At 51.3% G+C, this 25,036-nt stretch carries 20 protein-coding genes; 16 read left to right on the top strand and 4 right to left on the bottom strand.

Annotation, left to right across the window (positions count from 1 at the left end):
• The first annotated feature begins 179 nt into the window (after positions 1-179).
• From EQG79_RS03695 to EQG79_RS03640, 12 genes are all read left to right on the top strand, one after another.
• Entirely contained in the window at positions 180-650 is a 471-nt protein-coding gene (locus tag EQG79_RS03695) for a hypothetical protein (protein ID WP_129599994.1), read from the top strand.
• Positions 651-1,151: 501 nt separating this feature from the next.
• Positions 1,152-2,231 (top strand): three-Cys-motif partner protein TcmP, encoded by a 1,080-nt coding sequence (locus tag EQG79_RS03690; protein ID WP_129599992.1) that lies wholly within the window; start codon positions 1,152-1,154, stop codon positions 2,229-2,231.
• Positions 2,232-2,301: 70 nt separating this feature from the next.
• Complete coding sequence (locus EQG79_RS03685; RefSeq protein WP_129599990.1) at positions 2,302-3,015, top strand: DUF5131 family protein; 714 nt, start codon at positions 2,302-2,304, stop codon at positions 3,013-3,015.
• 464 nt (positions 3,016-3,479) lie between these two features.
• On the top strand, positions 3,480-4,538 hold the full coding sequence (locus tag EQG79_RS03680; RefSeq protein ID WP_129599988.1) for a hypothetical protein: 1,059 nt from the start codon (positions 3,480-3,482) through the stop codon (positions 4,536-4,538).
• A 472-nt stretch (positions 4,539-5,010) separates the two neighbouring features.
• Positions 5,011-6,372, top strand: coding sequence for a DUF4041 domain-containing protein (locus tag EQG79_RS03675; RefSeq protein ID WP_129599986.1), 1,362 nt, complete (start codon positions 5,011-5,013; stop codon positions 6,370-6,372).
• A 361-nt stretch (positions 6,373-6,733) separates the two neighbouring features.
• A complete protein-coding gene (locus tag EQG79_RS03670) occupies positions 6,734-6,937 on the top strand; it encodes a hypothetical protein (protein WP_129599984.1) in 204 nt (67 codons plus the stop codon).
• A 546-nt stretch (positions 6,938-7,483) separates the two neighbouring features.
• Positions 7,484-11,146: a caspase family protein gene (locus EQG79_RS03665; protein ID WP_129599981.1), complete on the top strand. Its 3,663-nt coding sequence runs from the start codon at positions 7,484-7,486 to the stop codon at positions 11,144-11,146.
• A 102-nt stretch (positions 11,147-11,248) separates the two neighbouring features.
• Entirely contained in the window at positions 11,249-11,455 is a 207-nt protein-coding gene (locus tag EQG79_RS03660; protein WP_077920333.1) for a DUF2158 domain-containing protein, read from the top strand.
• Positions 11,456-12,072: 617 nt separating this feature from the next.
• On the top strand, positions 12,073-14,766 hold the full coding sequence (locus EQG79_RS03655) for a DUF5686 and carboxypeptidase regulatory-like domain-containing protein (RefSeq protein ID WP_129599979.1): 2,694 nt from the start codon (positions 12,073-12,075) through the stop codon (positions 14,764-14,766).
• A gap of 126 nt (positions 14,767-14,892) precedes the next feature.
• Positions 14,893-15,978 carry a glycoside hydrolase family 5 protein gene (locus EQG79_RS03650; RefSeq protein WP_129599977.1) on the top strand — a complete coding sequence of 362 codons (1,086 nt, stop codon included), beginning with the start codon at positions 14,893-14,895 and terminating at the stop codon, positions 15,976-15,978.
• A 111-nt stretch (positions 15,979-16,089) separates the two neighbouring features.
• On the top strand, positions 16,090-17,010 hold the full coding sequence (locus EQG79_RS03645) for a metallophosphoesterase family protein (protein WP_129599975.1): 921 nt from the start codon (positions 16,090-16,092) through the stop codon (positions 17,008-17,010).
• Positions 17,011-17,050: 40 nt separating this feature from the next.
• On the top strand, positions 17,051-17,545 hold the full coding sequence (locus EQG79_RS03640) for an MOSC domain-containing protein (protein WP_129599973.1): 495 nt from the start codon (positions 17,051-17,053) through the stop codon (positions 17,543-17,545).
• A 15-nt stretch (positions 17,546-17,560) separates the two neighbouring features.
• Here EQG79_RS03640 and EQG79_RS03635 read toward each other — a convergent pair whose 3' ends face one another.
• The 4 genes from EQG79_RS03635 to msrA all read right to left on the bottom strand — a co-directional run bounded on the left by EQG79_RS03635 (position 17,561) and on the right by msrA (position 21,183).
• On the bottom strand, positions 17,561-18,331 hold the full coding sequence (locus EQG79_RS03635; RefSeq protein ID WP_129599971.1) for a hypothetical protein: 771 nt from the start codon (positions 18,329-18,331) through the stop codon (positions 17,561-17,563).
• Between the two features lie 148 nt (positions 18,332-18,479).
• Positions 18,480-19,145, bottom strand: coding sequence for an HAD family hydrolase (locus EQG79_RS03630; protein WP_129599968.1), 666 nt, complete (start codon positions 19,143-19,145; stop codon positions 18,480-18,482).
• An 81-nt stretch (positions 19,146-19,226) separates the two neighbouring features.
• On the bottom strand, positions 19,227-20,435 hold the full coding sequence (locus EQG79_RS03625) for an MFS transporter (RefSeq protein ID WP_129599965.1): 1,209 nt from the start codon (positions 20,433-20,435) through the stop codon (positions 19,227-19,229).
• A gap of 85 nt (positions 20,436-20,520) precedes the next feature.
• A complete protein-coding gene (gene msrA, locus EQG79_RS03620) occupies positions 20,521-21,183 on the bottom strand; it encodes a peptide-methionine (S)-S-oxide reductase MsrA (RefSeq protein WP_129599962.1) in 663 nt (220 codons plus the stop codon).
• An 89-nt stretch (positions 21,184-21,272) separates the two neighbouring features.
• Here msrA and EQG79_RS03615 point away from each other — a divergent pair, with 89 nt between their 5' ends.
• From EQG79_RS03615 to EQG79_RS03600, 4 genes are all read left to right on the top strand, one after another.
• Entirely contained in the window at positions 21,273-22,121 is an 849-nt protein-coding gene (locus tag EQG79_RS03615; protein ID WP_129599959.1) for a helix-turn-helix domain-containing protein, read from the top strand.
• Positions 22,122-22,759: 638 nt separating this feature from the next.
• On the top strand, positions 22,760-23,395 hold the full coding sequence (locus tag EQG79_RS03610; RefSeq protein WP_077920323.1) for a hypothetical protein: 636 nt from the start codon (positions 22,760-22,762) through the stop codon (positions 23,393-23,395).
• Positions 23,396-24,382: 987 nt separating this feature from the next.
• A complete protein-coding gene (locus tag EQG79_RS31590) occupies positions 24,383-24,637 on the top strand; it encodes a type II toxin-antitoxin system Phd/YefM family antitoxin (protein ID WP_129599956.1) in 255 nt (84 codons plus the stop codon).
• A 26-nt stretch (positions 24,638-24,663) separates the two neighbouring features.
• Positions 24,664-24,948, top strand: coding sequence for a type II toxin-antitoxin system RelE family toxin (locus EQG79_RS03600; RefSeq protein WP_077920321.1), 285 nt, complete (start codon positions 24,664-24,666; stop codon positions 24,946-24,948).
• Positions 24,949-25,036: the final 88 nt, after the last annotated feature.

The following is a 25,036-nucleotide window of genomic DNA, read 5'->3' as shown; positions in this document are numbered from 1 at the left end:
CTTTCGGGCGACAATGGAAACGCCCGGGGTGGGTAAGTTTTGGGCTTCCATTTCCAGCTTCCGGCTGACAGAGTGAACGCCCCGGTGCGGAGGATTATGCTTTCAAGGCAGGTTTCGACTGACAAGCCAAACCTGTACAATTAATCCATATTTTTGTTATAAGACCCACATAAAATCAAATGAAAATAGACGAGGTCAAAACACTTCTTGAATCATTTGTAGACGAGACAATCGTCAATTTTCAGATTGACAAAACAATTTTTGACAGTGAATCCGGTAGAGAGGCATTCAATCGTACAGTTCGGCAGTATGTAGGCAAAAAATTTGGGGTCTATATATGGGTTGACAAAGCCACTGATGAAATAGTTTACATTGGTATGGCTGGAAAAATAAAGACCGATGGAACACTTGGCGACCATTCAATCCAAAGTAGATTACTTGCTTCAAGAGGAAAAGATAAGATAACTAAAAAGGACATTCAAACGAACGACTACATTCGTGAATTGATGACCCAAAATAATATCAATTCTTTTGACTTCTACGTAATGTACTCAAAGGCAGGCGAACCACCAGCGTATATTGAAGCTCTTCTACTCTATAAATATTACAAAAAAAACAATAGATTGCCGAGGTTCAACAACGCCTTTTGATAAGGCAAAGTTTTACAAAGTGATTCGCTCCGCGTGGGCTGGCTTCCCGTCGACAGGAAGCACGTCCCGAAGGAGGGTTTTCAGCCCAACAGATCAAGGATGTAAAGGGTGAGGCTACGTTGGTTTTTTGGAGTAGCTTGCTCATCCATCAGTCCTTGAAGGAGTTGGGTGCGGGTTCAAATTGAAAAAGCTAGTATATCATCACTCCAGCGACAGGATGCAGGGCTCGACAGGTAGTTTTGCGATTCGTTAGTTCGCTTCCGGTTGACACAAGAAGCATTCTTACAAGCTGACTTTTGTGCTCGTTGGGCGGGTTGCGCTCGACAACATAAACGCCGGAGTGGGCAGCTTTTTTTATACGTGTGACACAAGAAGCGCAGTGATAGCCTTTCTGAATAGTACGAGAATCTATTCGGCGGCTCTTTGTAGTACCGGGTAAAAAGGGCGCAACACAACCTTTATTAATGGACAATATTCGCTTCTAATCGCGCTTAAAATTACATGGCTGTACCTAGGACAACAATATGGGACTGTGCCCCACACACTAAAGCAAAGCATTTGATATTAGAAAAGTATTTAAATGCCTGGTTCCCAATACTCGGACGCTATCATCAGCGCATTATATATATGGATGGATTCGCTGGGCCTGGCGAATACACGGGCGGTGAAAAAGGTTCGCCAATTGTTGCTTTAAATTTGGCAAAAAATCACACTGCAAACTTTACAGGAGAACTTAACTTTTACTTTGTTGAAAACGATGCAAAAAGATTCGACCACTTAAAATCAATGGTTGAAGAAGATAAATATCCGGCGAATTTTACTATTGATCTTCAACAAGGAGAATTTGCCAACGTCTTAGCTAATGACCTTGATAACTTCGATCAAAAAGGTCTTCCTAATGCACCCATATTTGCCTTTATTGATCCATTTGGTTTTTCGAGCGTTCCTTATCATTTAATTCATCGTCTGTTAAGAATGGCAAGAACAGAAGTATTTGTTTATTTCGCCAGGAATGCGGTAAATCGTCATCTTGAAAACGATAAAGTTGAGCATCATATAGCAGAGCTTTTTGGTATGGAAACAATAACGATACCCAAAGGCCCTAACAGGATGAACGAGATAAAAAATCTTTACGAGCGTCGATTAAAAGAAGCAGCTCAATTTGTTGGATCCTTCACAATGATTGATGATAGAGGAGTTCCTATTTATGATTTGTTTTTTGCTAGTAATAGTGTCAAGGGATATGTCAAAATGAAGGAAGCTATGTGGTCAGTTGATGAAAATGGAGGATTTAGGTTTTCTGACAAGGACGACCCCAACCAACTGATGCTTTTAAGAAAAGATCCGGCTAACGATGTTGTTGTTTTGATCAAAGACGTTGGCAGCACTTCTAAATTGGTACCTATAGAAAAAATGGAAGCTTGGATTGAGACTAAAACTGTTTACCTAGTTAAACACTTGAGAGCTGCATTAAGGCTTATGGAAGAAGACGGGTCAATCACTGTTGAAGAGCTTAAGAAGGATGGATCCCGACGCCGAGGAAAAACTTTTGCTGAGGGTACACAGATAAACTTTTCATAAAAATGCCGGTGAGTATTTTGATTGTAATATATATTTGCGTATTTTATATGACAAATGAAATATAACGAAAATGGCACAGTCAAGTATTGAATGGACGGAAATGACGTGGAATCCGACCACTGGGTGCGATAAACTGTCGGCCGGTTGTAAATTCTGTTATGCAGAGGTGATGAGCAGACGCCTTCAGGCGATGGGTTCACCAAAGTATCAGGACGGCTTCAAAGTCGTGAAGACTCATGATTCGGAGTTAAGTTTGCCTTATACCTGGAAAAAGCCGCGTACTGTGTTTGTTAACTCAATGAGCGACCTTTTTCATAAAAATGTGCCTCTTGCATTTATTCAAAAAGTATTTAACACAATGAATGAGTGCTTTCAACATACGTTTCAAGTGCTTACAAAACGGGGGGACTTAGTTGAGCAATATTCAGACCAACTAATTTGGACGCCTAATATCTGGATGGGCGTATCTGTCGAAGATGAACGAGTAATTAATCGTATTGACCATCTTCGAAAAAGTGGTGCCCAGACTAAATTTCTTTCAATTGAGCCCCTTTTGGGACCGCTGCCAAGTTTGAATTTGGCTGGTATTGACTGGGTTATAGTTGGTGGAGAGTCAGGGCGCAATCCACGACCAATGAAAGAAGAATGGGTTCAGGATATTCGGATTCAATGTGAAGAACAGGGCGTTGCGTTCTTTTTCAAGCAGTGGGGCGGGAAGAACAAAAAACTGGCTGGTCGAGAGTTGAATGGTACAACTTACGATGCAATGCCTGTTTTATCGTAGTCGATCTGCGTGGGCGGCTCTCCTGCGACAAGTGGCAACCCGGCATTAGTCAAGTCTTTTGGCAACTCAACAAGTCAGGTCACGGGCGACAGGATGCTTGCCGGGTACGCAACGTTTTCATCCCAACCTGCCGTGTGTGCAAATGTCTCCCTACGGTCGTCATCAGCACACGGGGTCGTTGGGTGCAACGGCCAAAAGGGGCTTTCGGGGCGGGCTACCTGCGACAGGTTGAACGGCTCAAAGGGGAGCTTTTAGGCTCGTTAGGCGGCTCCGGTTGACAGGCCAACCGTCCCGTCATTCGGGCGTTGACAGATCAGGCAACTTCCTTGCGACACGAGAAACGCCCCGGTAAGTCGGCTCGACAAAAGCGTATTTGTTACATTATTGAGCTGTCTATTAATTGTAAAATATGAATGCCTTAAAAAATCTAATTTTGACTATAAAGAGTCTAAACCATACAAATTATGAGCTTACCAAGTAGTGGCATAAAATGGAAAGATTATCAAAATTCAACTCCTACCTTTGAATTAACGCCTGTTGAAAAACCTGATTTATCCCCCTTTCTCATACACATGACAGGGAAGAATAGTCTGGTAAGCATTCTAAAAGGTCAAAATGCTCCAAAAGATAGTAATTTGGAAAAAGATCAAGGATATATAAAAGCCGTACAGCCTTCGTTTGAGGGTCAAGAAGCACTATACAATTCAAAAGTTGTTTGTTTTACTGAATCTCCAATATTTGCTCTTGATTTTTTCCGTTACAGGAGTTACCGTAGATGGTCAGATAATCAACAATACGGGATTGGATTCTCAAAATCGGCCCTGATAGAGCATAGAGGGGCACGGCCTGTACTTTATTTTGACACAAAAACTAACAGTACAGTTCTAAACTTATGCAATAAAATTATTGACGGTGAGTACAACATAGTTGATAAGGATGGTCAGTTATTAGATTATAAAGAATTATTTAGTGCAACAAAACCTCTTCTATTTCCTCTCTTAGAGGAGACTCGTTATCAAGGTTTTATGTGGGAAAGAGAGTGGAGATGTCCAAACAGTGAAGGTATTAATTTTCTACATTCTTCTATAAAAGTAATATGCTGTCCAGCGGAAGAACGTCGTGAAATTGAGGACATATTAGGAGATCAATTAAAAAATATTGATATAATAGAAAGCTGGAAGGAATATGATGATGTTACTAACTATTTGAAGAAACGAAAAGCTAATACCGATACTGAGTCGTTAAGCAAAATTAAGGACATTAACAGTTTGGATCGTTTAATTGAATTAAGAACTCAAAATGAACAAACTCTTCATGCTCTTGCAGGATACTACAGTGTTTTCAAGGAAACAGTTAACTCATTAGAAGGTCAGAATATTAATGAAACAATAGATAATTTAAAAAATAAGTCTGCTGAAATAGCAGCACGTATTAAAACTATCGAGGCTGAAATAAAGGCTAAAGAAGAACAAGCTAAGTTAGAAAAAAAGCTTAAAACTACCGAAAATAATGCTCAAAATTAGTTACTCTGACAACGGGTAAATGGGCTTTTGGGCTGGCCAAAATACAGGCAGATCACCAGCAATAGCGGGTAGTTGAGTATCAGGCAGATTGAGCAGTTCGGCTGTGTAAGATTTTGTTTTCGCTCCGCGTGGGGTAGTTACCCGCTGACAGGATGCTCGCCGGGTTTTTAACGTTGACAGCCCAACCGGGCAAGGGTGAAAAGGTGGGGAGACCTCAACACGATTAGCCAGCTTGCTCACCATCAGCCCTTGCGGGCGTTGGGTGATGGTCGAAAAAGTGTCTCGGTATCCGGCTCGGTGTGACAAATTGAACGCCCCGGTTGAGCAGGTTTAGGTTTGTAGGCCAGCGTCCTTGCGACAGGGTAAACGCCCCGTAGGTCAGGCTTAAAATGTAAGGCGGGTTGCGCCCGACAAGGCAAACGTTTTAATTAAAGAAGTTTTCAATTTTTTTTGAAATAACATATCATCACCAATGGGCTTGTTTGACTTTTTAAGAGCGAAAGAACTCAAAGAGATTGCTGAACTTAAATCACAGCTTGAAAAGTACAAGCTCATTTCAGACATTGAAGCAGAAGCCGTCCAACAAAGAAACAATCTGGATGAACTGGTTAAAGCCAAGAAATCAGATATTCTGGCTATTGAAGAGAATCTAAGAACCCTTAAAGAGAATTACAAAACAGCTTTAGACACTTACACTAAACTCCAAAAAGAAGTAGGCGTATTCGAATCTAAGTTAGACTTGATTGAATTTGGGGTTTATGAACCCGTTTACGATTTCGAGAAATCAGACGAATATCGTGCGGAGCAAAACAAAATTGTTGAGAAGCAGAAGACCATGATTAGCGCAGACACTGCCGCTATTTGTAGTACACAATGGACGGTAGAAGGAAGCGAAGCAAAAGGCAAAGCAGTAGTAAGAGTTTATAAAAAGTTGATGCTACGCGCTTTCAATGGAGAATGCGATGTTCTAATTGCTAAAGTGAAATGGAACAACATTAACCAAATGAAAGAACGTATGCAGAAGATTTTTGATGCAATAAACAAGTTAGGAGAAGGTTTTAGAGTTTATCTCAGTACTCAATATCTTGATTTAAAACGTAAAGAGTTGATTCTTGAACACGAGTATCAGACAAAACGCCAACAAGAAAAAGAGGCCATGAGAGCAATTCAAGAAGAATTGCGGGAAGAAGAAAAGGCCAAGAGAGAATTTGAGCAGACACAACGTGAAGCCCAAAAAGAAGAAGCTAACTATCAAAAAGCCTTAGACAAGGCTCGAAAGGAAATGGAATTGGCGACGGGAGAAAAACACGACAGATTACAAGCCCAAATTGCGCGTTTAGAGCAGGAACTTCAAGAAGCCCAAGAGAAGAAAGAAAGAGCCATGTCAATGGCTCAACAAACCAAACGTGGACACGTTTATGTCATTTCAAACATCGGCTCTTTTGGCGAGAACGTTTATAAAATTGGTATGACCCGACGCTTAGAACCCGAAGATCGGGTCAAAGAGTTGGGGGATGCATCGGTTCCATTTCAGTTTGATATTCACGCCATGATTTATTCCGATGAGGCTCCGACGCTGGAATATGAATTACATAAAGCTTTTACCAATAGGAAAGTAAATATGTTGAATTACCGAAAGGAGTTTTTCAACGTAACGCTGGAAGAGATAGAGCAAAAGATTCAAGAGATAGGTATTGAGGCCGAGTTCTCTAAAATTCCCGAAGCTATGGAGTACCGAGAAACGTTATCCATCCTTGAAAAGTTGAAGTCTCAAACTGACCCAAAGACAGTTGAACAAATCATAGCGGAGGAATTTCCGAGTAGTTTGGTTTAGGATCGGCTTGTGTACGCTCCGCGTGGTTGGACTTCCCGTCGACAGGAAGCACGTCACAAAAGAGAGCTTGCAGCCCAACATAATGAGTGTAAAGGTTAAAGTACGTTGGTCCAGTCGAGCAACTCGCTCATCATCAACACTCATGGGCGTTGGGTAAACACACCGAAATGCACTCACATTTTGGCGTTTGGTTTAACAGTCCAGCGTTCGTGCGACAAGGTAAGCGCCCCGCAAGTTTGGCTTTTGTTCGTTAGGTGAGTTGTCTTCGACGAGCCGAAGCGTTCGTTAGGATATTTTTATTTGTTGGAACCATCTTTGACTTGGCACTTCCCCTAACAGATGGGTAATCTGTCATGCTAAAATGAAAACGTTTCTGTTTGTAGCTTTACTACTGGCCGGTTGCCAACCAAAAAATGAGCAACAATCGAAAGTGACCATCAATGGCAAGGAGTACACGGATTCAGTAGCGGTCGATTCAGCCGGGAACCAGGTAAAGGTTAAGTCGGATGAAGGGAAAGCCGATGTTTCGGTGTCGGGTAGTGGTAATAAGGTAGAGATTAAATAAGCCTAACACTCCACGTAGGCGGCTTGTCGGGCGACAGGAAACAGGCTGCAGGTATCAAGCTTTTGCTCGTTCGGCGGGTTCCGGCTGACACAGGGAATGCCCGGTTAAGCAGGTTTTGTTTGTGGGCCAGTGTCTCGGCGACAGTCAGCGCTCCCAGAGGTGAAGCTTTTAGCTTCTATTTCGACAATGTAGGCGCACCAGCTGTGTAGGCTTGGGTATCGCGCCCGGTAGTAAGAAAGTGGATAGTATTGCATTGTCGAGATTCGCCTGTTCGTGTTAAGGCTGGGAACGTACTTTGTATACGCCTGGTGTGGATTGACTATGGGGCGATAGGGGACTCGCCAGCAAAGGAAAGCCGAACGGTGGGTAGTAATGTCGACAGTTCATGCGTTCAGTCAGCAAGTCTCTTGAAAGTAGAGCGGTTCTGTTACCTTTCTTCAGGTTATGGAATATCCAGGCGTATGAACAATTTGCCCTATCTGACCCATTCGCTGGCCAGCGCCGGATAGTACGTATCTTCTCAGACAACACCCTGTTTATTCCTCTATGACCCGCTATCTGATTTGCACGCTGCTTGTCGTAGGTACGATGATGGGCTACGCCCAAAAACCACAGCTGGTCGTACCAATTGGGCACACAAATCATGTCTTCTCGGTGGCCCTCTCGTCTGATGGGCGCTACGCCCTGTCGGGCTCATATGATAAAACTGTCAAGCTCTGGGAAGTAGAAACAGGGCGGGAGGTTCGCACCTTTACGGGGCATGCGGATCAGGTCGTCTCCGTAGCCCTGTCCCCCGATGGTCGCTATGCGTTGTCTGGGTCATGGGACAATACCATCAAGCTCTGGGACATAGCAAGTGGTCAGGAAATCCGCACGTTTCGAGAGCGTTCCAGTATTGTCAGATCAGTGGCCTTCTCGCCCGATGGGCGCTACATTCTGTCGGGGTCGAAGGATAAGACACTTAAGCTTTGGGAGGTGCAATCGGGCCGGAAAGTTCGCACGTTCAAAGGGCACACGGATCAGGTTTACTCAGTGGCCTTCTCGCCCGATGGCAACTATGTGTTATCGGGGTCATTGGACAAGACCCTAAAGTTTTGGAATTTAAAGACAGGCCGGGCAGTTCGCACCTTCACCGGGCATACGGATCATGTTTACTCAGTGGCTTTCTCGCCCGATGGTCGCTACGCGCTGTCAGGGGCATCGGACAACACACTCAAACTTTGGGATATACAGACGGGTCAGGAAATCCGCACGTTTCGAGGGCATTCCAGTATTGTCAGATCAGTGACTTTCTCACCCGATGGTCACTATGCGCTGTCGGGGTCATGGGATAACACGCTGGGGATTTGGGATGTTGAGTCAGGGCAACAACTTCGCGCACTCAGGGGGCATATAGATCATGTTGAATCTGTGGCTTTCTCGCCCGATGGTCGCCATGCGCTGTCGGGATCATCGGATAACACCCTCAGGCTCTGGGATGTGCCAATGCGGAGGCAAGTTCGCATTTTCAGAGGGCATACGAATATGGTCGAATCGGTCGTCTTCTCGCCCGATGGTCAGTTCCTGTTAATGGGTGATGCGAAGGGCGGAGCTTACAGTCGGCAGTCAAATGAGAGAGATAATACGCTCAAACTCTGGGATGTGCAGACGGGTCAGTTCCTGCGCACCTTCACCGGGCATACGAATGCCGTTCATTCCGTAGCCATCTCGTCCGATGGGCGCTACGCCCTGTCGGGTTCATATGATGAAACTGTCAAGCTATGGGAAGTAGAAACAGGGCGGGACGTTCGTACCCTCACCGGGCACACGGCTCAGGTTTACTCAGCAGCCATCTCGCCCGATGGTCGCTACGCGCTGTCAGGGGCATCGGACAACACACTCAAACTTTGGGATATACAGACGGGCCAGCCAGTTCACTCCTTTACCGGGCATACGAATGGCGTCAGAACAGTGACGATCTCGTCCGATGGTCGCTATGCGCTGTCGGGGTCACATGACAAGTCTGTCAAGCTCTGGGATATGCAAACTCGGCAGGAGGTTCGCACCTTCACCGGGCATACAAATATGGTTATATCGGTAGCCTTCTCGCCTGACAGTCGCTATGTACTGTCAGGGTCGGCGGATAACACGCTCAAGCTGTGGGATACGCAGACGGGCCAACCCGTTCGCACTTTCAGGGGTCATACAGGTATGGTCAAATCGGTGGCCTTCTCACCAGATAGCCGTTATCTGTTGTCGGGATCAGCGGATAACACGCTCAAGCTGTGGGATACGCAGACAGGCCAACCCGTTCGCACCTTCAGGGGGCATACGGATCAGGTTGAGACAGTAGCCTTTTCGCCCGACGGTCGCTTTATCGTTTCTGGATCCTGGGATACCACCACCAAACTCTGGAACATCGCTACCGGCGACGAAATAGCTACGCTGATCGCTGTTGACTATACCGATTGGGTCGTGACGACCCCCACCGGCCTGTTCGACGCTTCGCCAGTGGCTATGAAGCTACTGCACTATGTGGTCAACGATTCTACCGACCATCAGGAACCCTGGAAAATAGTTGAACTCGACCAGCTTAAACGACGCTACTATCAGCCCGGTCTACTGCCTATTCTGATGGGCTACAGCAAAAACCCGTTGCGGGAAGTAGACACGCTTATTCAGGTGCCGCTGCCCCCCACTATTCGTCTGGGTCTTCAGGGGAGTCTATTGCATGTGCAGCTACAGAACCGCAATGGCGGCATCGGCAAGGTCTCGGTGTTCATCGAGGGCGTCGAAGCGGTGAACGATCTAAGGACCACATCTTCCCCTAAACCCCATCCCCAAACCCTGTCGCTTACCCTGGATCTGTCGCGCTTTCAGAATCGGTTAGACACGGCCAACGTCATTAGTGTCATCGCCAACAACGGTGAAAACTGGATTCGTAGTCGTCCCGAACGAGTTGTCTATCGTCCGGCAGTTTTGTCTAAAGGTGTGGTGGCATCAGAAACCGCCAATAATACATCCCACCCAATCCCCCGGCTGATGGCCGTGGTTGCCGGCACCTCCAACGTGGGGCTGCGCTATGCCCACAAAGATGCCGAACAGATCGCTAACGGGTTGCGCCTGTCGGCGGGCGAACTGTTGGGAGCGGCCAATGTGTCGATTTCACTGCTGACCAGCTATACCAATGGCCCGCAACAAACGAGTCGACAGCAACTGATCGAAGCCTTGAAAGCAGCGCAAACCCTAAGCCTGGACGATATTTTTGTGCTGTATCTGTCGGGGCATGGTGTGAACTACCGTAATCCTGACCAGACCGAGCCTGATTTATACTACCTGACTGCTGGCGCCACCTCAACGGATAGCGAATATCTGAACGATCGGTTTACTCGGGAGCACTACACCCTGTCGAGCGGGGAAATCGCTGACTACTTAAATCAGATTCCAGCCAAAAAGAAGGTAGTTATTCTGGACGTGTGCGCGGCCGGTCGGGGAGCCGAGAAGATACTGACGATGGCCCGCGACGTCCCAGCGAGTCAAAAACGAGCGTTGGATGATTTGTACGAACGCACCAATATGTATGTGCTGGCGGGGTCTGCGGCCGATGCTGTGAGTTATGAAGCGAGTGTGTATGGGCAGGGCCTGCTGACCTATGCTCTGTTGCAGGGTATGAGGGGAGCTTCACTGCGGCAGGAGGGCGTGGACAAATTTCTGGACGTAGAAGGTTGGCTGGGCCACGCTGTCAAGGTGGTTCCCCAACTGGCTCGGGGCTTGGGTGGTATTCAGAAACCTTTCTTTCGGCCTAAGAATCTTGACAACTCTGTGAACCGGGGCAAGGTCTCGGCAACCTTCGATGTGGGGAAGGTGACCCCCGCCGTTCAGGGGCAGATTCAACTTGCTAATCCCAAGCCCGTGTTGGTGGTCGAGGGGTTTCTTGACAACGCGCGCCTACGCGATGTGCTGGATCTGAGTAATCAGGTGCGAACGGCCCTCATTGATCTCAGTGCCCGTGGAGCCGACGCGCCAGTGGCTTATGTAGAAGCCAAAGACTATCCGGGTGCTTATGTTATTAGTGGCCTCTACACGGTGCAGGGTGATGGTATCACTGTTAAAGGTGTAGTGTCTCAAGGCGAGAAAGAGGTTGTTTTTGCTGCATCGGGCAGTAAAGCCAATCTCCTGGCCCTGGCCGAGCAAATTCTGACCAGGGCGCAGGCAGTGGTCAAGCCTTGAAAAAGTGTAAAGCGTATGTATGTAGGCTTTGTGTGATTGCTCTAACGACAACATTTAGTTTGTAGCTTCGCGCTTCATCCATGCATTTTTCAACCCGACCTAATGGAACAAATTACAATTGGCAGCGTCGTTAAACTTAAATCTGGCAGTCCGCAAATGACAGTCACGGGTTATGGGAAAAAATACGGAGACGGTTCCATCCTAAAAACGCTTGTGGAGGACAAAGAACAGGTGAAATGTCAATGGTTTGATTCGTCAGGCACGTTATTGAGCGATGTTTTCCCGATCGCGGCATTGACAGTCGAGTGACCCATCTGATCCTTCATGAGTGGGCTTCCCGTCAGTCGAAGCCCACTCATGCGGAAAGTGATAGCTAACCAGGCGTACGCGTGTAGCGATGGTATTGATGAGCTGTCAGGCTAGTTAAGTAAAGCCCATCGACCTTCTGGGCCGTTGGGTGGACGGTCCAGAGTATTCCGTTCACTCCCAGGTTGCGGCTGACCGGCGTCTCTACGCCCTTGGGTACAGCGTTCGGTCGTTTGGACGCATCGGGCCAAACGCTCCCGTTTCAGACGCAGCGGGCTTCTACGCCCAGCCCTCCCCATCGGGTTCGCCCGCGAGCCAACCCGGCCGAATTCTTAAATTACCTTAACGGATATCCCGTACTAGTCGGGTCGTTGTAATTTGGCGGCCTGTCCATTCTGGTGCTGCCCGGCTGCGGCTGTCAACGCCGTATACGTTCCGGCGAGAAAAGGATAGAAACAGGCCCATGATCGACTACTGGCTGCCCGTCATGCCGGACGCAGCGGGGTAAAATCGGTCAATCCGGCCAAAAATCAGCTATTTATGGCGCGAAGAATGGCCTTCTTTCGTTCCTTCACTACCTTAGACTACCGATCACACCTACCCACTTCGCCGTTTTGTTCATGAAACCATTCTTGCTGCTTGGCCTCTTTATTCTTACTTCACTAGCTGCCCTGGCCCAGTCAGGGCTGAGGGGTACGGTAAAAAACGCAAAAGGAGATGCCTTACCCTACGCGGCTATTATTGTCAAAGGTAGTGCCGCTACCGATCGTTCGCAGGGGACGATCACCAACGACGAAGGGCGCTATGAACTGGCGCTGACGCCGGGGCAGTACGCCGTTACCTTTCAGTACCTGGGCTTCCAGGCCGTTCAGAAAACGGTAGAGATTACCAACGGCTTCCAGACTATCGATGTGGTACTGGAAGAGCAGGCCTTCCGGCTGGCCGAAGTGCAGGCCAAAGCCGGCAACGAAGACCCGGCCTATACCATCATGCGCCGGGCCATTGCCAAAAGCCGGTTCCACCAGTTGCAGGTGCAGCAGTTTACGGCCCGTAACTACGGAAAAGCGTCGTTTGTGGTGCTGAAGCTGCCGGCCATCGCCAATATGTTCAAGAAACAGCTGGCCGAAGCCGAACGCGAAGCTAACTTTAAAGTAGGTCGCCCGATCCTGTACGAGACCGTGTCGGAGGTGACGTTCCGGCAGCCGGCTTCCTACAACCGGCGGATCATTGCGTCCCGAAATTCGCAGATCGATCAGGTCGTGCCGGCTTCGTTTTACCTGGGCTCTTTCTACGCGCCCAAGATAGCCGGTTGTGTGTCGCCCCTGTCGCCGAGTGCGTTTGCGTATTACAAATTTGAATACGAGGGGACCTTCCGCGAACCGGGTCCGAACGGGCAGGAGATCGAAATCAGTAAGATCCGGGTTATTCCGCGCTCCTGGGGCGAAGGCGTTTTTCGGGGGGTGATCTACATCATCGAGAACACCTGGGCCATGCATAGTTTCCAGCTGGAATACCGCAGCAGTCAGGGCTTCACGACCAATACCCGCGCCACGCTCTCGCCCATCAAGAACGTATGGGTGCCGGTGAACTTCCGGTTCGAGAGCAAAGGCAGCTTCTTTGGGGTTGACTTTACGGCCCAGGGCGCCATCAGCCAGACCTATAATCAGCTGACCGTTAACCCGGCCTTCGTGGACGATGTGCCGGTCATCGACGAGAAAAAAGAGAAGCCGGCTTCGGTGCTGAGCCAGCGCGATATCAAAGGGCAGTCGTTCGAGCAGACCGTGAAGAAACAGAAAGAGCTGACCACGAAGAACTTCAAACAGCTCATCAAGGAATACGAAAAGCAGCAGTTTAAGGAGCGGAAGCGGAAGGGCGACGATGTGCAGGTGGTGCGGAACGACTCGACGGCTATCGATTCGCTGGCGGGTAAGCGCTCCACGGCTTTCTGGGATTCGATCCGGGCGGTGCCGCTGACCACGGCCGAAATAACGAGCTACGCCAAAAACGATAGCCTGCGGATCACCCGCGAGGTGAAAATGAAAGCCGACAGCATCAAAGGCAAAAAGAAGGACAAGTTCTCGCCGGTCGGTTTTGTCCTGTCTGGCTCTACCTTCCGGCTGGGGCCCCGCACGCGGCTAGTCTGGACGAGTCCGGTATCCAACATCGAGTACAATACCGTGGAGGGCTACGCCATCGAGGGTGGCCTGCGGCTGAACCAGCTGGCCAGCAAGGCCGACTCGCTCAAAACGCCGACTGTGTTCCGATCCACACCGCGCTGGTACGTGCGGGCCGTGGGGCGCTATCAGTTTGGACCCCGGGCGCTGGTCGGCTACGGACAAACGGGGGTGCGGTTTGCGAAAGGCAGTCTGGATGCCTCGGGCGGGCGGTATTTTTACCAGTTTAACCCGGCCAACCCGATCAGTCCAGTTCTGAACGGCCTGACGACGCTGGTGTTCGAGCAGAATTTTATGAAGCTGTACGCCAAGGATTTTGTGAAGCTGCGGGGCGACGTGCGGACGCTGAACGACCGGCTCTCGCTGGCGGGAAGTTTCGAATACGCCCAACGCAGCGAGCTGGCCAACTTTAAAGAATCGATCAGACCGTGGATCGACTGGAAGAACCGGACCTTTACCCCCAACCGCCCCGATAACGTCGAGGTGGCTACTACCAGCTTCCCGACCCACAACGCCCTCACGCTCGATCTGTGGGGCCATCTTAACCTGGGAACGATTCGGTACCGGGTGCGCAACGGGGTTCGGTACCGGCTGGTCGATGACGAAGCCCCCGTGCTGAGCCTGAACTACCGGCGTGGCCTGGGCGACGTAGATTATGATTTTCTGCAGGTCTCGGCCCGGCAGTCGCTTGAGACGGGTATCCGCAGCCGACTCAGTTATGCGGTATCGGCCGGGGCATTCGTGCAGGATCGGAAGCTGTTTTTCCCGGACTTCAAACACTTCATGGGCAACGAATTCTGGTTCCAGCAGGGCGACCCGGTAACGGTATTCCGCATGTTGCCGTATTACCGCTACAGCACCGCCAACCGCTTTGCCGAGGCCCACGTGTTCGGCGAGTTCCGGAAGTTCATCCTCACCCAGGTGACCGTACTGCGGCTGCTCGACCTGCGCGAGAATCTGTTCGTCAACTACCTGACCACCCCGTCGCTGAAGAACTATACCGAAGTGGGGTACGGGCTAAACGGGCTTGTTCCTAAAATTCTACCGTTTTTTCGGGTAGAGGTCATCGGGCAGTTTCAGGATGGGGCCTACAAAGGGCTGGGCTACCGGCTGGGTACTACGCTCAACTTCGGGCGCTAGCGCGGGCGCATACTGCCATTGGGCCAACTTTTACCGAAACGGCGGGTTACAGTATTACCCGTCGGCATATCACAGCGTCTTTGGCTGGGCGGGCTGCCGGCAGGGCATCTTATCCACGTTTCCGTTATGCATCGTCGTTCCTTTATCCAAACCTCGCTCTCGGCGGCAGCTGGTCTTAGTCACCTAAGCCTGGCGACACCCATGGCTCTCCCCGAACCAACACCCGATAAACTACCCCGCTGGCGCGGCTTCAACCTGCTCGAAAAGTTCGTAGCTGGCAACACCGGGCCCACGCCAGCCGGGCCATATCAGGAGCGCGACTTCGACATGATCGCCGACTGGGGGTTCAACTTCGTGCGGCTGCCCATGTCGTACCACTGCTGGGCCACCCCCGATCCGGCCCACTGGACCGAGCTCAACGAAAAGGTGCTGAAAGAGATCGACGAAGCTGTGGCGTTTGGGCGGCAGTACAAGATTCATGTTAACCTGAACCTGCACCGGATTCCGGGCTATTGCGTGAACCCACCCGCCGAGCCACTCGATCTGTGGACCGATGAGCGGGCACTCGAAGCCGCCGTTTTCCACTGGAAACACCTGGCCGAACGCTATAAAGGCCTGCCCAACCGGGAGGTTTCCTTCGACCTCATCAACGAGCCCACCACCGACGAAGCCAACTACCTGCGGGTGGTGCGGGCGCTGGTCGAAGGGATTCGATCGGTTGATCCGGACCGGCTGATCATTGCCGATGGGCTGCAATACGGCAACCAGCCTGTTTTCAAGCTGGCCGACCTGAGGGTGGGGCAAAGTACCCGGGGGTATCTGCCCATGAACGTCAGCCATTACAAGGCCGAGTGGGTGCCCATGCTGAAAGATACGCCCCCGCCTACCTGGCCGGCCCAGTGGATGAATACCACCTGGAGTGCCGATTCGCTGCGGAAGATCGCGATCGAGCCCTGGCAGAAACTGCAGAAGCAGGGCGTGGGCGTACACGTGGGCGAGTGGGGCTGCTACAACAAAACCCCCCATGACGTGGCACTGCGCTGGATGGAAGACCAGCTCAAACTCTGGAAACAGGCCGGCTGGGGCTGGTCGCTCTGGAACTTCCGGGGCGCGTTTGGTATCCTCGACAGCGACCGGACCGACATCGAGTACAAGCGCTACAAGGGCATGAAGCTCGACGAGAAAATGCTGGCGCTACTCCGCCGGTATTGACCGGATGTGAACAAGGGCGCTGATGCCTACACGATTCGCTAACAAAAGGGTAAAATCGGCGTAACGGGCAAGCGTCGGCAAGTCTGTACTTTTGGCAAACCATCATGACGCATGAATCGTCGCGACGTTGTCAAACGAGTTAGTACGGGCCTGGCTGCCCTTTCGACCCCTCACCTTGTTTCTGCCCGGCCCGTTGCGGCCCCCAAGCGCCGACTCCTGCGCATTGCTCACCTGACCGATGTTCACATGCAGCCCATCATTGGCGCGGCCAAAGGGTTTGAGCGGTGCCTGCACCACCTCCAGGAGTTGCCCGACCGGCCTGACCTGATCCTGAACGGGGGCGACGCCATCATGGAAGCCCACGGCCGCAGCCAGGAGAGCGTTAAGCGCCAGTGGAGCCTCTACAACAAGGTATTGACGAATGAAAATGCCCTGCCGGTACTCAGCTGCATCGGTAACCATGACATCTGGTGCCATCAGGATCGGAACGGGTCGTTTTTGTCGGGGCGGCAGTGGGCCATGGACGAGCTGCGGCTGACCCGGCGTTATTACAGCCTGAACCGCAACGGCTGGCAGATCATCGTGCTGGACAGCGTACAGCCCAAAGCCGATGGCAGCTGGTATACCGCCCACCTCGACGAGGAACAGTACGCCTGGCTCGAAGCCGAACTGAAAGCCACCCCCGCCAGTACGCCCATCCTGATCGTATCGCACGTGCCCATCCTGGCCGCCTGTGTGTTCTTCGACGGCAAACGATTCGAGGGCGACCATTGGAACGTGCCGTCGCGCTGGATGCACAGCGATACCGTTCGATTAACGGGCCTCTTCAACCAGTATCCGAACGTGAAAGCAGCCCTGAGCGGTCATATTCACCTCACCGACCGGGTCGACTACAACGGCGTTTCGTACTACTGCAACGGCGCCGTGAGCGGAGCCTGGTGGTTTGGCCGGTATCATCATACATCCGCCGGGTACGCGCTGGTTGATTTGTACGACGACGGCTCGGTCGAGAACCGCTACCTCAGCTATTAGGTTATCTCTTTGTCTGGTTCATCCGGGCGCAGAGACACGTATGCAAAATATCAAAGACCTGTTTGAGGTATTTCCGCGCGCCGGTCGGGTGGAGTGGATCGGTATTCGGCCCGAGCGCCGGGGCGAGGTCAGTGTCGTCGAGTCGGTCGAGGTATCCACGAAAGGGGGGCTGGCCGGCGATCACTACAGCGGGCAGAGCGGGAACCGCCATGTTACCCTGATCCAGGCCGAACACCTGCCGGTTGTGGCGGCTCTCACGGGGCGCGATGCTCTCGATCCGGCCCTGCTGCGTCGGAATCTGGTTATATCGGGCATAAACCTGCTGGCCCTGAAAGACCACCGGCTCCAGATTGGTGACCCGGCCAGCGGGGGCGTAGTACTCCAGATCACCGGTCAGTGTCATCCCTGTTCCAAGATGGAGACGGCGCTCGGTCCCGGTGGGTATAACGCCATGCGGGGCCACGGCGGGCTGACGGCTAAAGTCATTCAGGGCGGAACGATCGGAGCCGGCGATCCGGTTGTCGTGCTGCACTGACCGGGTTGGGGCTGGCTACTGGCGGGGCGCGTCGGGGTCGGCCTGCAGGCGGCTGGGGCGGTTAAACCCGTAGCGGAAGCGGTTGCGGAGTTGCTGGAGGGTGTTGATCAGATCGTAGTCCGAGGCCTTGAGCAGAAATTCGTCGTCTAGGTCGCAGAAGTCGTAGAACCGGTCGATATCATCGCCCTTGAGGTCGGTCGCCTGATCGACTAGCAGCCGGAACCGTTCGAGCGCCAGCGCATGCCGACGGTCCTGCTGCATGATATAATACGCCTTGCGGTCTGACTTGGGCCGTTTGCCAAACAGTTCATAAAGCAGGGTGACGCCCGCGCCATCGGCCAGCCGGTCAAATGCCTGTTCGCCCGTTACTTTTCGGGACGCGGTAGGCTCGGCCAGCACCTGCTGAATCTCACGTTTTACCTCTTCATACCGCTTGGCCGTTACGGTCACCTCGGCCAGATCGACCACCCGGTAGGGCATGGGCGGCAACGATTTGGCCACAATGGTCGGGTTGTCCGAGCCGTCGTACCGGATGGCGGTGCGGTTGTAGAGCTGGCTGTTCAGGATGAGCGAATCGCCGGGCTGGATGGTCAGAAAAAAACGACCGGCTGCGTTGGTTCGGGCCCGCTGGCGGGTGCGCTGGTTGATGACCGTTGCCCGGTCAACCCCCTTTTGCGTCGTTTGATCGATGACCGTTCCGATCACGTATTTCCCCTGTGCCCACATGTCAGTCAAACTGCAGAGGGCAACGGCCAGTACCAGGAAAAAACGGCTCGGATGCGACATAGCTAAAACGGGTCAGAACCAGCTGGCTGGTGAGCAGTGGCAAGATAGGAAGTTGCCGCACGATTCACTACCCAACTGGTTCTGAATAACAGTTCCGTAAAACTACAAGTTTCGGAGCAGGGCCCCGACAAACGGACGTTAAAAAAACTTAAGACGCTACCCCGTACAGGCGCTGTAGCCTATCGATGTCCATGTCGGTAAAGTCGTGGATACTATCGTCGACAAAAGACCGCAGATCGTCGAACGAGAGGGTCGTCGCTACGCCCACCACCTGCGCCCCCGCAGCCCGGGCCGCCTGAATGCCGGTCATGGAGTCTTCGAACACCACGCTATCGGCCGGGTCGACGCCGAGTTGCTGCATGGCTTTCTGGTAAATTTCCGGGTCCGGTTTGGGATGGCTGACCATGCTTTCGTTCATAAGGGCATCGAAATAAGGCCGTAGCTCAAGCGCGTCGATGACCAGCTCCAGATTCTCGACCGGGGCAGACGTGGCTACGGCGGTACGGATCCCGGCCGCTTTCAGGGCTTTCAGAAAGTCGACCAGACCGGCAACGGGGGTGATGACCGGGCGGTACAGCTCCCGAAACAGGGCTTCTTTTTCGTTGCCGAGCCGTAGCACTTCGTCAGGCGTCAGGGTTTGATCGGCAAACAGGTGGGCAACGATGTGGGTGTTGTGCTTACCGGACACATGCTCTACGAAGTCGGCGTCGCTTAGGGTTTTCCCGTTGCGCTGGTAGTACTCACGCCAGGCAATGCGGTGGTGCGGATTGGTGTCCACAATCACCCCGTCCATATCAAAAATAACTGCTTTCATGCACTATAACTGAGTAAGAGAAGAAGCGAACGCAGGGACACTAACCGCCCCAGGGCGGGGTTCCGTTGTCTGTTCTTCGGGTTAAAACAGGTTTACGAGTCGGGCCAGTCCCGCCGAAATCAGGAGCATCAGTGCCACAAAGCCCAGCCCGAAATAAAGGCCGAACCCTTCGGCAATGAAGCCAACCAGCGGTGGGCCTGCCAGAAAACCGATGAAGCTGAACGTAGCAAAGGTAGCCAGACCAGCCGCGGGCGGAATACCCGGTACCCGTAGCGCAGCCGCGTACAGAACCGGTGCCCCCAGCGAGCAGCCTGCCCCCAGCAGCCCGAAACCCAGCAGCGCCGTGGTCGGGTAGGGCAGCGCAATGGCCATAACCAGACCCAGCGCGGCCAGAACGCCACCGATCTGCAGCCAGCGTTTGCCGCCAATTTTCGGGATGATGGCATCGCCCAGAAAACGGAATCCGGTCATGGTGAGCGAGAAGCTGGCAAAACCCAGGGCGGCAATCTGACTGCTGGCTCCCAGGGTTTCGCGCAGGTAGACGGCGCTCCAGTCGAAAGCGGCTCCTTCGCCCATGGCCAGGGCCAGCCCGATGAGGATCATCAGCAGCAGGTCGAAGGTCGGCATAACGAAGGAGGAGCCCGCCTTCTCGCCGGTTTCGGTGCGGCTGCTGGACGGAATCCGGGCCAGCATGGGCTGTATCAGAAACGTAGCCAGCAGGATCAGCACCGATACCACCATGATATGAACCGGGGGCGGTACGTGCAGGGCTATTACGGCTCCCGCGATACCCGAACCCAGCAGGCCACCGAGGCTCCACATGCCGTGACAGGACGACATGATCACGCTGCCCTGGTGCCGTTCCAGGTTGGTGGCGCTGGTGTTCATGGCCACGTTGATGAGCGCTGCGGCCAGCCCGACCAGGAACAGGCCAATGGTCAACATGAGCGTATTGGGCGCGTTAATCGGGATGCACATCGAAATAGCCAGCCCGACCGCCGACCAGAAACAGGACCGCGCTTCGCCAAGCCGGGCAATGATCCGGCCTGTCAGCGGGTTCATCACCAGCAAACCGGCGGGCATGGCAAACAGAACCAGGCCCAGTTCGGCTTCCGATAAACTTAGCTTCTGTTTTACGTAGGGAATGTGAGAAACCCAGCTGCCGAACAGCAGGCTGTCTGACGCAAAGACCAACCCAACGGCCAGCGCCTGTCGGTTCGTGAAGAACGACAGTACATTTCGAACGAGTAGGTTTAGGTGTGATTTGTTGAGCGTAACCGGTGTATTCATGCTGCAAAAATAGCCGGTGGTAGCCGGCTATTCTGTGTTTTTATTATCCGCTGCTGATGCTGTATTGTCTTTTTGATGCCGCTAATTAGCGATTCATTGTTAACGACGTATTATTTTTAAGCCGTCCGGCCATTGCTTTGCGGAGCTTTTCGACCTTGGGCAGCGATACCCGCTGGATATATGGCTGATCAGGATGCAGGGCGAAATAGTTCTGGTGATAATTCTCGGCGGGGTAGAAAGCCTGAAACGCCACTACTTCAGTGACTACCTTGCCCGAGTAATGGCCCGAGTCGTTGACCCGTTTGATGGCCGCCAGGATTTCGGCCTTCTCGGCGGGAGTGCGGTAAAACGCGACGGACCGGTAATCGCGGCCAACGTCCGGTCCCTGGCGGTTAAGGGTCGTGGGGTCATGGCCGGCAAAAAAAGCGTCGAGCAGCTGGGCGTAGCTGATGACTTTGGGATCGTAGTAAACCTGTACCGATTCGGCATGGCCGGTCCGGTCGGTGCCTACCTGTTCGTAGGTTGGGTTTTTGACCGAGCCGCCCGAATAACCGGAGACGACCTCGCGCACGCCTTTGAGCTGGTCCATCCCCTCTTCGAGTGCCCAGAAGCAGCCGCCCGCCAAGGTGGCTACCGCTTCGCCCGGTTTGGGAGCGGGTAATTTGGCGAAGGCGTAATCGGTAGACTGACCCTGAGCCAGACCGGCCAGTGTGATCAGACTCAGTAAGCAAAGAAGGATTCGGTTCATGGTGTTTTTTGAATAAGCAAGCTGTTGATTAATAAACGTTATAAAGCGAAAAGCGGTTTCCCTCCAAACGGCCTGTTTCGCTGGTCCTTATGAAACTCCAGTTCGAAAAAATAGAACCCGAAGTCGGGAGTTCGTTTCGGGTTATTCACAGTACCGAAGCCGAGCCGTGCTGGGTGTACTGGCACTACCACCCCGAGTATGAAATTGTCTACATTCCGGTGGGCAGCGGACAGCGACGCATCGGCACAAGCCTCTCACGCTACGAAGCCGGCGAGCTGGTATTTATTGGCCCCAATCTGCCTCACCTGAACTTCAGCTACGGAACCGAGGGGCAGTACGAGGAGATCGTTGTGCAGATGCGCGAGGATTTTATGGGCGAGCACTTTCTGCAAAAACCGGAGCTGGCTCAGGTCCGCCGACTGTTTGAACGGTCGCACTCGGGACTGCTCTTCGGCGATGAAACCCGGCAGCGCGTTGGCCCCTTATTGACCCAGCTGCCCCAGCAGCCCCCTTTCGAACGAATGCTGAGTCTGCTGCGGGTGTTGCACTACCTGGCCGACGCTACTGATGTAGAGCCGCTTCACGCCGACGGGGTTCGCTTCGACCTGAACCCAAAGGAAAAAGAGCGCATCAACCGGGTTTGTCAGTACGTCGAGCAGCATTATGCCGAAGACCTGGACATCCGGGCGGTGGCGGACCTGGCCAGCCTGACCGTACCGGCTTTTTGTCGGTATTTCAAGCGGATGACCCACCAGACGTTTACCGATTTCCTGAACGAATACCGGATCAGCCAGGCCCGGCGACTGCTGCATTCGGCGCGCACGGTGGCCGACATTGGCCTGTCGGTTGGGTTCAACAATCTCTCGCATTTCAACAAGACCTTCCGGAGCGTGACGGGCCAGACGCCGAGCGCGTACCGGCGTGCCCTGGCTGGCTAAACCACCGTTGCCTAAAAACGCCCAACTGCCCACGTATGATCTTTTTGAAATGTGTCAGTAACTCCCTTTCTTTGGCAAGAGTCATTATAAGCGTAGTTGTTACTGCTTACACTTACTATTAATTTGTTAGTAATCAATAGATTAATAGTGAGTGGTGTTGCGTACAATACTATGTTGGGTGATGCACCAAAAAATAATGCTCGTTTGTGGGCTTACGTGCGACCGTCAGCGTGTGCAAAAGGCGGGCAGTTTGGTTCGTTAGGCGATCTTCGGTCGACACGAGAAACACCCCAGTTATGAGAATCAAAAAGTGGGTTTGCTACGTAGCGTGCGACAAGTTAGCCGCCCCGACAAACGTGTTTTGAACTTCGCGCCCTGAGTAAAATTGGTCAGCTAAGCTTCGCAAGTTGGTTTTGAATGAAAGGTACGCTGTTTTTACCCTGCCGAGCGACAAGGAACCTGTCTCTTTGCAAATTGCATAAATGCCTAGTAATCGACTGTTTATATGCCGTTAAATAAAGTGGCGGCTTGTCAGCATTATACTTTTATTAATTGTACTTATGTTGAAAGTAAATTGTACAGAATGCACAAGTAGCATACTCGTCCGAACACACTAAGCTTTGTAAGTATTATTATCTATGGGAAAGGCAATTATTTGGCCCTCTGTTTGGCTTTTGATTACGGCTGTAAGTATATGGTTTGGTCAGGAAGGGGTTAAGAAGGTATTTTATGATAATACTGCAAGGCTGGGTCTAATTACGAATCTAGTATCATCCGCCGTTTTTCTGCCAATGATATTTGTTCTTCTCAAGCCCAAGATACTCATATCCTCCTATATTATGGAGACAGATAAAGATTCAAGATTCCCCAATCAAGCCGTTTTCTCATTTAAAATTATAAATAGTTCTATTTTTTTTAAGGCTTTTGATGTCAACCTAAACCTATGGTCTGTAACTGAGGAAGTCGCTAGCGGCAAAAACGATATAGTTATTCAAGACGTACCACTTGTAAGGAGCGATCTATTTTACATTGAGTCTGTTATCAAGGGGTGTAGCCTAGTAGATAAAAATTCCCCCTGCGCCTGTATTTTCACAACAACGACGGACATTAGACCTTTAGTTGCTCAAAGAAACCAATATTTACAACTACAAGTTATAGTTCGGCATGGTCTTAGTGGTCTTTCTGGTGTGTTTACAAAAAAGTACTATAAACCCTCTAAGTATATAATGAAAGGTGAGTTTAAACATGGATTATCTTTATCACCTGACATTTAATAAATTTTAATAAAATAAATTTTGCCAGTTATAATTAACATTTTACCTTAGTTATAGGTTTTCACTGTAACAACGTTAACCAAAAACAAATGCGAGACATCCGAATCTAATCATGTTCTATCTGTTTTACAGACAGTTATGTACACTAATCGGGGCTCCTATTGAAATGGGAGCCCCTTTTGGCTATTTATATAGCCGACAAACAAAGCCGCTTGATCAACAACAATCCAACAGCTTCGCGCTCGGTCTAAAATCGGATTGGTGCGTTGTTGTCTTCTTCGCGTCTGTCTTTGTTCCGGCGACAGGATGCACGTCCCGAGGTTAGAATGACAGCTCAACCAAACGAGTGTGTAAAGGTTTAGGTACATGTGTTCAGTGAAGTTCTTCGCTCACCTTCAACACCTGTTGGCGTTGGGTGATGCGCCAAAAAATAGTGCTCGTTTGTGAGCTTTCGTGCGACCGTCAGCGCGTTCAAAAGGCGGGCAGTTTGGCTCGTTAGGCGGCTTGGGTTGACAAAGTGACCGCCCCGGTTTGGTAGTTTTGGGTCGCCTGCGACACAAGAATCGCCCTGACAAGCGGAGTCAAAAAGTGGGTTTGCCACATAGCGTCCGACATCAGAAATACCCCTATTAAGGAGTCTGATAGAAATGTACCGAAGGCTCCGCGCTGGTCTGAAAAGCAGCTTGTGCGTTTTGTGCGCTCACCATCAGCCCTTCGTGGCGTTGGGCGGTTCGTCCATTCAAATGGCGTGGGCGCGTCTTAGTCGACAGGTTAATAGTCTGACAGTGAGAATTTTTTCGGATTTGCTACGTGCCTGTCGACAGTTCGGTGTCCGTTCAATAGTTGGTTTTTGGGTGGCGTATATCGCGTGGTCGGACAAATCAATCAGCCGTGGACTGAACGTTGATTTTTTGTACAGACTTTACATTCTGTACAGAACTTACGATCTTCGTTATAAGTTGTCATCTTATAAACTTCTCAAAGATCATGTCACGGTCAGTTAGCAGCACTCAGGATGCGCGCAAGAACTTTTCGGAGATTATTAGTAAAGCCGCCTTTGCTAAGGAGGCTACTATCATTACACGCTCTGGCAAGAACGTAGCTGCCGTCATCTCCTTTGACGATTACGAGTTTTATCAGCAATTGGAAGATAAGCTTGATGGTGAACTAGCCACTGCTCGGTTGGCTAAGGAGGGCAGGCGATACTCCACTGAGGAAGTGAAAGCCCGATTAGGGCTATAAGCAAAGGCTCCCCAATTGATACTTGCATGAGTCTTGTTTACCGCATTGAATATGATGAAGCTGCGCTGGAAGATTTGCTTAAACTGCCCAAAAAGATCCAACAACAGCTTATCAAAGCTATTAGCCGGTTAGGAGAGTCCCCTCGCTCAGGCAACATCAAGCAGCTCAAAGGCTATGACAAATTATTTCGCCTTCGAAGTGGTGATTACCGAATTGTTTACGCGATTGAAGATGATGTAATCGTCGTTACGATTGTTGCTGTAGGCCCACGCAAGGACATATACGACTTGTTAAAGCGACGAGTAGATTAGAGTCGTCGGTCAGCTTGCGGGGGCCACTTACCGTGGATAGGAAACACTCTGGCTAGCCTGAGCGGCACCCAAAAAGTGGCAACGCAGC

Origin of the sequence: Spirosoma sordidisoli, assembly GCF_004138325.1 — a bacterium.
Lineage (GTDB): Bacteria > Bacteroidota > Bacteroidia > Cytophagales > Spirosomataceae > Spirosoma > Spirosoma sordidisoli.
Note: the sequence above shows the minus strand (reverse complement) of the source record. Positions and strands in the feature narration are given on the sequence as shown.

Excerpts from the sequence above, each read along its gene's own strand:
- EQG79_RS03695 (WP_129599994.1), top strand. The coding sequence starts at position 180 with ATGAAAATAGACGAGGTCAAAACACTTCTTGAATCATTTGTAGACGAG.
- EQG79_RS03690 (WP_129599992.1), top strand. The coding sequence starts at position 1,152 with ATGGCTGTACCTAGGACAACAATATGGGACTGTGCCCCACACACTAAA.
- EQG79_RS03685 (WP_129599990.1), top strand. The coding sequence starts at position 2,302 with ATGGCACAGTCAAGTATTGAATGGACGGAAATGACGTGGAATCCGACC.
- EQG79_RS03680 (WP_129599988.1), top strand. The coding sequence starts at position 3,480 with ATGAGCTTACCAAGTAGTGGCATAAAATGGAAAGATTATCAAAATTCA.
- EQG79_RS03675 (WP_129599986.1), top strand. The coding sequence starts at position 5,011 with ATGGGCTTGTTTGACTTTTTAAGAGCGAAAGAACTCAAAGAGATTGCT.
- EQG79_RS03670 (WP_129599984.1), top strand. The coding sequence starts at position 6,734 with ATGAAAACGTTTCTGTTTGTAGCTTTACTACTGGCCGGTTGCCAACCA.
- EQG79_RS03665 (WP_129599981.1), top strand. The coding sequence starts at position 7,484 with ATGACCCGCTATCTGATTTGCACGCTGCTTGTCGTAGGTACGATGATG.
- EQG79_RS03660 (WP_077920333.1), top strand. The coding sequence starts at position 11,249 with ATGGAACAAATTACAATTGGCAGCGTCGTTAAACTTAAATCTGGCAGT.
- EQG79_RS03655 (WP_129599979.1), top strand. The coding sequence starts at position 12,073 with ATGAAACCATTCTTGCTGCTTGGCCTCTTTATTCTTACTTCACTAGCT.
- EQG79_RS03650 (WP_129599977.1), top strand. The coding sequence starts at position 14,893 with ATGCATCGTCGTTCCTTTATCCAAACCTCGCTCTCGGCGGCAGCTGGT.
- EQG79_RS03645 (WP_129599975.1), top strand. The coding sequence starts at position 16,090 with ATGAATCGTCGCGACGTTGTCAAACGAGTTAGTACGGGCCTGGCTGCC.
- EQG79_RS03640 (WP_129599973.1), top strand. The coding sequence starts at position 17,051 with ATGCAAAATATCAAAGACCTGTTTGAGGTATTTCCGCGCGCCGGTCGG.
- EQG79_RS03635 (WP_129599971.1), bottom strand. The coding sequence starts at position 18,331 with ATGTCGCATCCGAGCCGTTTTTTCCTGGTACTGGCCGTTGCCCTCTGC.
- EQG79_RS03630 (WP_129599968.1), bottom strand. The coding sequence starts at position 19,145 with ATGAAAGCAGTTATTTTTGATATGGACGGGGTGATTGTGGACACCAAT.
- EQG79_RS03625 (WP_129599965.1), bottom strand. The coding sequence starts at position 20,435 with ATGAATACACCGGTTACGCTCAACAAATCACACCTAAACCTACTCGTT.
- msrA (WP_129599962.1), bottom strand. The coding sequence starts at position 21,183 with ATGAACCGAATCCTTCTTTGCTTACTGAGTCTGATCACACTGGCCGGT.
- EQG79_RS03615 (WP_129599959.1), top strand. The coding sequence starts at position 21,273 with ATGAAACTCCAGTTCGAAAAAATAGAACCCGAAGTCGGGAGTTCGTTT.
- EQG79_RS03610 (WP_077920323.1), top strand. The coding sequence starts at position 22,760 with ATGGGAAAGGCAATTATTTGGCCCTCTGTTTGGCTTTTGATTACGGCT.
- EQG79_RS31590 (WP_129599956.1), top strand. The coding sequence starts at position 24,383 with ATGTCACGGTCAGTTAGCAGCACTCAGGATGCGCGCAAGAACTTTTCG.
- EQG79_RS03600 (WP_077920321.1), top strand. The coding sequence starts at position 24,664 with ATGAGTCTTGTTTACCGCATTGAATATGATGAAGCTGCGCTGGAAGAT.